3 protein-coding genes and 1 rRNA gene are annotated in these 6,748 nt (G+C 46.0%); 2 read left to right on the top strand and 2 right to left on the bottom strand.

All coding sequences use genetic code 11. The features are described 5' to 3' along the window. The first annotated feature begins 298 nt into the window (after positions 1-298). A 5S ribosomal RNA gene (gene rrf, locus EYR25_RS19055) occupies positions 299-414 on the top strand. Positions 415-720: 306 nt separating this feature from the next. Here the strand turns inward: rrf and EYR25_RS19050 are convergent. Both EYR25_RS19050 and EYR25_RS19045 read right to left on the bottom strand, forming a co-directional pair. Next, the gene (locus tag EYR25_RS19050; RefSeq protein ID WP_133182218.1) at positions 721-1,437 is read right to left on the bottom strand and encodes a DUF2057 domain-containing protein; all 717 of its coding nucleotides are present in this window, start codon (positions 1,435-1,437) and stop codon (positions 721-723) included. 227 nt (positions 1,438-1,664) lie between these two features. Further along, complete coding sequence (locus tag EYR25_RS19045; protein ID WP_133182216.1) at positions 1,665-3,722, bottom strand: bifunctional 2',3'-cyclic-nucleotide 2'-phosphodiesterase/3'-nucleotidase; 2,058 nt, start codon at positions 3,720-3,722, stop codon at positions 1,665-1,667. 687 nt (positions 3,723-4,409) lie between these two features. Here EYR25_RS19045 and EYR25_RS19040 point away from each other — a divergent pair. Continuing rightward, on the top strand, positions 4,410-6,557 hold the full coding sequence (locus EYR25_RS19040; protein WP_133182214.1) for a M3 family metallopeptidase: 2,148 nt from the start codon (positions 4,410-4,412) through the stop codon (positions 6,555-6,557). Positions 6,558-6,748 lie beyond the last annotated feature (191 nt).

Here is a 6,748-nt window from a genome sequence, read left to right as displayed (position 1 = left end):
ATGAGTCATCCCTTGGACTTTAAGTCCACTAAAGAGCCGTTCGAGACTAGGACGTTGATAGGTCAGGTGTGTAAGCGTTGTGAGGCGTTGAGCTAACTGATACTAATGACTCGAGAGGCTTAACCATACAACCCAGATGGGTTTTACAAGCACTTAGCTTGAATACAAACACTTAAGAAGTGCAACTCAAAGAAGCTTTCCGAATTTACTGGAATAAGAATTTATCAACTACCTCCCTGTAGTTGACCCTAACGGGCCGCGCTAAAGCGCGTTAAAAATTGTTCCAGACAATTTTTTGCTTGGTGACAATAGCATTGTGGTCCCACCTGATCCCATCCCGAACTCAGAAGTGAAACGCAATCGCGCCGATGGTAGTGTGGGGTCTCCCCATGTGAGAGTAGGTCATCGCCAAGCGCCTAAATAAACACAAAAGCCCTAGCCTAAACCGCTAGGGCTTTTGTGTTTATACGCTCCGCGAAAAGCTACCTCGATGTCGGTCAATAAATGTTCCTCCAATATTGACACTTCCACCATCCATGCTGGTCGCCCCACCAGCTACGAAGACAAGCTTCTTCGTGTTCAATTATGGCTAAATACTGCGTATTTACAGCGCAATGAGGCCAATAAAAAGAGCAACCTAGGCTGCTCTATCTGTGTTGGTTTACTATTTCGCTATTTCGCTATTTCGCTATTTCGCTATTTCGCTATATCGTAAAACGCTTATTGCCCGTTAATTTTGGCCCTGAATTTTGCTTTGGTGGTGTCATCGGCGAGGTGATACCAATAATCCAGCATATGACTGATTTCGGCTTGAGTCGGCGAGTTTGGAGTTGCGTCTTGTGTTACTGCAGCTGTTGATGCGGCAGCACTGGCGGTTACGGCTGTTGATGGCGCTGCACTGGAGGCTGGCAGAGTTGGTGCTCTCGTTGTCGCTGATATTTGAGGCTGGCTTTGCACTGCGGCAAGCGTTATCGAAGCGGGATGTTGGCCTTGATTGTATTGAAAGATTTCCTGCTCGAAGTTTCTGCCTATCTGAAGCCCGTTTTTCACTAATCTGTCTTGCTCAAAGCTAATCGCTTGATTGTGCTTATCTAAAAGCGTAAGTGAGGGGGACTCATCGAACTGCTTTGCGGCTTTAGCCGAGTCGATATTAGGTAATTTGAGCTGTAATGCTTGGTCGGTTTCATTAAAGCGGATGATTAGTACGTCCGATTGATAGCGTACCGAATTAGCCTGTTTGCGATACTGGGCATTGTAGCGAAACGCGATTTGGTTCAAGCCATCACTCAGCGTGACTGGCGAGGTGCTTAATGGCTTTTGTCCATTCACGGTTAACAGCTCGACATCACTTGGCAACTGCAGGAGAACTTCGGCACAAACGGGTTGCAGACTGGCAATCAGTATGGCGGATGCGCACAGGATAGCAGGGGATTTCATAGGCTTTCTCTTGGTTGATATCACGCACTAATGATAAGTGAGATGGACGTTAACACAAAGTGGAGAGCTAAGTTGATCATCAAAAGGCGCGCCCAAAGCACGATATATATCATCGATATTTGGCTGCGATATAGAATAAAGAAAAGGCTCACTGGGAGCCTTTTCTTGCTTAAGTACGAGACAACGTTATGCCTGACCTTGGCTTAACCTAAGCGCAATAAAGCAAATTACTTCGCTTTATCTTGGCTTAGGTTGATGCGGTACACGGCGAAACCGAGTTCATCTTTACTAATCTTGGTCATTTCGCGTTGTTTATTTGCTTCGATAAAGGTAGCGGCTTTATCGCTATCTTGGGTCTGGAAGCGAATATCTAACGCAACATTTGTGCTGATGGTTTTGAAATCCCAGTTGTAGTCAGCACTTGGGTTGACCATGCCATCATACTTGCCTGTGGTTTCGTTGAACTGAGATTGCGCCGTGATATAGGCCGCTAAGGCTTCACGGTTAGTATCTGGCAGTTCGAGTACCACATGATCACTGCCGGTACCGGCGAACTTGCCACCAAAGGCGCGATAGTTATTTGAGGCTACGATAAATTCTTTGGCCGCAAACTCATCGCCAGTAAAGACTTTACCGCTGGCATCTGTGTAGCTTAAATCGACGATACGGTTAGCATTGGCATTGACAACGGCGCAGTCGCGGTCGAACTTGCTTGGTTGAGTCACATCTATCTTGTAGGTCAAGCCATCGAGCACGTCGAAGTTATAGGTTGGGTGACCATCCCAGTTGATTAACTCCTGCGGCGTGGTCTTGCTAGGATCGATTTGATTGAATTGGTTAGCCGAACACTCCAGCCAATCTTTCAGTTCAGCCCCCGTCGCTTTGACCGCCACCATAGTGTTGGGGTAGAGGTAAAGATCGGCGGCGTTTTTAAAGGTCAATGCGCCTTTATCCACTTGTACGTATTGGTCTGCATCACTGGTTGTACCGTGGCGACCACCGGCTTTGAATGGCGCAGAAGCCGATAAGACGGGCAGATCTTTTAATGCCTCGGGGAGTTTGGCTTTGACGTTGGCAATTTGCGCGTCAGAAACGATTTGTACGGTTGGATCGTCCTGCACTAAGGTCAAGAAGCTATACATATCGGCGGCAGCAACCCCAATTGGCTCATCCACGAAGGCGAGTGTCCCTTGGTGCTCGGCGGCGACAGCATCATGGATGGCGGCGTCAGCTACGACTAATGGTGTTTTGGTTGCGCCATCATAGATAGGACGTGCCTTAGTGGTGGCACTGAGTACTGACCACTTACCGTCTTTACGCTCTAGTTTAAAGTCGACCACACCTAAGTTGTCACCCCAGCGGCCAGGCATAACGGCTGGTACACCATTTAACAGACCCTTAGTCACGTCTGTGTTAGGTAAGTCGGCGTATTTAGCATCGGGGAAAATGGAGTGGCTGTGACCAAAGAGAATGGCATTAATACCGTCGACATAGGTCAATGCATAGGTTGCGTTCTCTGCCATAGGATCGCCAGGATTTTCGGTCGAACCAATACCAGAATGGGGGATTGCGATAATCAAATCAGCGCCTTTCGCTTTCATTTCAGGCACATATTTCTTGGCAGTCGCAACAATATCTTCAACCGTTACTTTGCCTGTAAGATTTTGTTTATCCCACAATAAGATTTGTGGTGGCACAAAACCAATATAACCAATCTTAATGGTTTGGTTATTTCCTTCGCTATCTACGATTTGTTTTTCTTTAATGATATATGGGGTGAATAAATGTTCACCTTTTTTCACATCATTCCAGCAGCCATTATCGTCTGCGCAATAGACGTTGGCGTTAATATAAGGGAATTCTGCACCATGAAGTGATTTATTTAAAAAATCTAAACCATAGTTAAATTCGTGGTTACCGATGTTACCTACTTCGTAATCTAATAGATTCATCGCTTTATAGGCGGGGTGAACATCGCCCATTTGTAGGCCGACTTTAGCCATATAGTCACCCATAGGGCTACCTTGAAGCAGGTCGCCGTTATCTACGAGTACACTGTTTTTGGCCTCTTTACGGGCGGCATGGATCAGGCTTGCGGTACGTGCCAGACCGATAGTTGGGTCTTCTTTACCGCTGTAGTAGTTGAAATCCATGATATTGGTGTGCAGATCCGTGGTTTCTAACACACGTAAATCCGCTTGAACGATTGGCTCATCATCCGAGCCGCAGGCGCTCACGCCTAGGGCGGCAGTGATCATCACCGCGAGTAGTTTTTTATTTAACATCGTTTTCTCTATTTATATTTATTTGACCCCAATACATGTTCTTTTAAGAACATGCCCATCATCCTGTTAATTGATGACGATAGAACGGTTAAGTTTCTGCGCCACTTAGTTAACAGAGGGGAATTATAAAGACATTTGATGATCTGAATGTGACATTAATTGGATAAAGCTTGCTTAAAATTGTGACAATTAGCTTGATTGATTAATTTGTGAACCAATTTCGTGCTGAAGCTTCCCCTATTTAAGGTTAATTTATTGTTAACCGCTTTCTGTTAATAAAAATTAATATTTGTTGAATTTATGACTTATGCTTTGCATCTAATTAGAAGGATATCAGGCGACATTTAACACTTTAGGTTAGGTGTTTTTTTCTAAGCTTTTATTTTAATTTAGATTATTTTTATAAGATATTTTATTGTTCGCTGTGCTGGGAGTTTGCTCCAATCGAAAAAAAGCCTGCAAAGCTTGTTCGCTAGCGTAATTTGACTTCTATCACACATAAAGAGATACAAATTCCCCTCAAATCTTGGCTTTGAAAACTTGGCCGAAGCTCGCTTAACTTGCTAAGGTTGTGCGTCGACGACTGTGCCTCGAAGAAGCATTAGTTGGAAGAGAAGCCAAAATCCGTTACTTGCACCTTTCACTTAAAACTATAAAGACAGGGCAGTAACACTCTAGGGAGTACCTATGCGTAAGTCTGTTATTACTACTGCCGTGGCCGCGGCATTGTTATTGGGCGCTTGCTCAGAAAAACCGGCAGCAAATACCGAGGCCGCCAATGCGGTTGCGACACAAGCCGCTGTATCGACTCAAGCTGATGCGACCAATGTGTTATTAAGTAAGAGTCCACTGCAAGATCAAGCTCCGCAGTTTAATCTGATCAAGAGTTCGGATTATGCCCCCGCGTTTGCGCAGGGTATAAAAGAACATGAGGCTGAAATTGCCGCCATTATTGCTAATAAACAGGCGCCAACCTTCGAGAATACGATTTTAGCCATGGAAACCTCGGGTGAGTTGTTAACTCGAGTGTCACGCACCTTCTTCAATCTGGCGGGGTTAATCTCCGACGATGATTTTCAAAAAAACGAGGCGGATTTAGCGCCTAAGCTATCGGCTCACCGCGATAACATTTACTTAGACCCAAGTTTATTTGCCCGTGTCGAAACCGTATATCAGCAACGTGCTGGGTTAAATGCCGAAGATAAGCACTTGGTCGAGTTTTATTACGAGCAGTTTGTACGTGCAGGGGCTAAATTATCCGATGCAGATAAAGCCAAAATGCGCGACTTTAACGCTGAGTTAGCGACCCTTGCGACTGAGTTTTCCCAAAACAGCTTAAAGTCATTTAAAGACGATGTGATTGTTGTGACCGATAAGGCACAACTGGACGGTCTATCTGACAGCGAAATCGCCACCTTAGCGGCCGCAGCACAGGCGGCGGGTAAAACGGGTTACCTGATCACCTTAGTGAACACGACGCGTCAGCCTATTTTAGCCAGTTTAAATAACCGCGAACTGCGCCAAAAAGTCTGGGAAACCTCGGCTCACCGCGCCGTTGCCAGCAATGGCCCTTTAATAGTTAAGATGGCGCAGCTGCGTGCCAAGAAAGCCAATTTACTCGGTTTTGATACTTGGGCTGCCTATGCGGTGGCGGATCAAATGGCTAAAACGCCAACTGCCGTGTATGAAATTTTAGATGATTTGGCGCCTAAGGCGTTGGCTCACGCTAAAGCCGATGCGGCGGATATCCAAGCTGAAATCAAAAAAGCTGGCGGTAATTTTGAATTACAACCTTGGGATTGGGCTTATTACGCCGAGAAAGTGCGTCAACAAAAGTACGCCCTGGATGAGAGCAGCATCAAACCTTATTTTGAATTCAATTCTGTGCTGAAGGATGGCTTGTTCTTCGCGATGCACAAACTCTATGGCATCAGCGTTAAACCGCGCACCGATTTACCAGTATGGCATAGCGATGTGCTCGCCTTTGAGGTTTTCGATAAAGACAACAGCTCAATTGGCCTGTTCTACCTTGATCCTTATGCCCGTGAAGGTAAGGGCGGCGGCGCGTGGATGGATGAGTTTGTCACTCAGAGCGGCCTACTCGGTACTAAACCGGTCGTGTATAACGCCCTGAATATCCCAAAACCTGCTGACGGTCCAACCTTGATGACCTTCGATGAAGTGACCACTATGTTCCACGAATTTGGTCATGCGGTGCATGGTTTATTCTCCAAGGTGAAATACCCAAGTGTGGCGGGCACCTCTACTGCGCGCGACTTTGTGGAGTTTCCGTCTCAAGTTAACGAAGATTGGAACATTGACCCCGTAGTCATTGCCAATTACGCCAAGCACTATCAAACCGGTGAGCCTATTCCTAAAGCCCTACTCGATAAAATCTTAGCCTCGAATAAATTTGGTCAAGGTTTTGATACTGTTGAGTATTTAGCGGCTGCATTACTGGATATGGAATGGCACTCGATTGGTGCCGACACCCAAATCAAGGACGTGGAACAGTTTGAGCATCAAGTGTTAGCCAAACACGGCCTCGATTTCGCGCCAATTCCACCGCGTTATAAGTCGAGCTATTTTAGCCATGCCTTCTCCGGTGGTTATTCTGCCGGTTATTACGCTTACCTATGGACGGAAGTGTTTGCCGCCGATGCCTTTGCCTATATGGGCCAACATGGTGGTTTAAAAGCCGAAAACGGCGATAAGTTCCGCGATGCGGTATTGTCTAAAGGCAACAGCGAAGATCTGATGCAGGATTACATCCACTTTACCGGTCAAAAACCCACGACCGATGCCTTATTAAAGCGCCGTGGTTTAGTCGATTAAACGATTCATTGTAAAAAGGCCAAAGGCTTGGTAGGGCAACCTATCAAGCCTTTTTTACGCTATTGTTTTTCGATAATCTTTACTCTAAAATCGCGCCAAATTTGACTGTGGGATAACTTCTTTATCCCGTATCGACGCCCCTCGAAAATCAGGCTCAGTTTCCCCCTCCTTTGAGCCCTTGAGTACAGCTA

Source organism: Shewanella decolorationis (genome assembly GCF_004354305.1).
In the GTDB taxonomy this organism is placed as follows: domain Bacteria; phylum Pseudomonadota; class Gammaproteobacteria; order Enterobacterales; family Shewanellaceae; genus Shewanella; species Shewanella decolorationis.
This window is presented reverse-complemented; position numbering and strand designations above follow the sequence as displayed.

Coding starts and splice junctions, on each gene's coding strand:
- EYR25_RS19050 (WP_133182218.1), bottom strand. CDS start 1,437: ATGAAATCCCCTGCTATCCTGTGCGCATCCGCCATACTGATTGCCAGT.
- EYR25_RS19045 (WP_133182216.1), bottom strand. CDS start 3,722: ATGTTAAATAAAAAACTACTCGCGGTGATGATCACTGCCGCCCTAGGC.
- EYR25_RS19040 (WP_133182214.1), top strand. CDS start 4,410: ATGCGTAAGTCTGTTATTACTACTGCCGTGGCCGCGGCATTGTTATTG.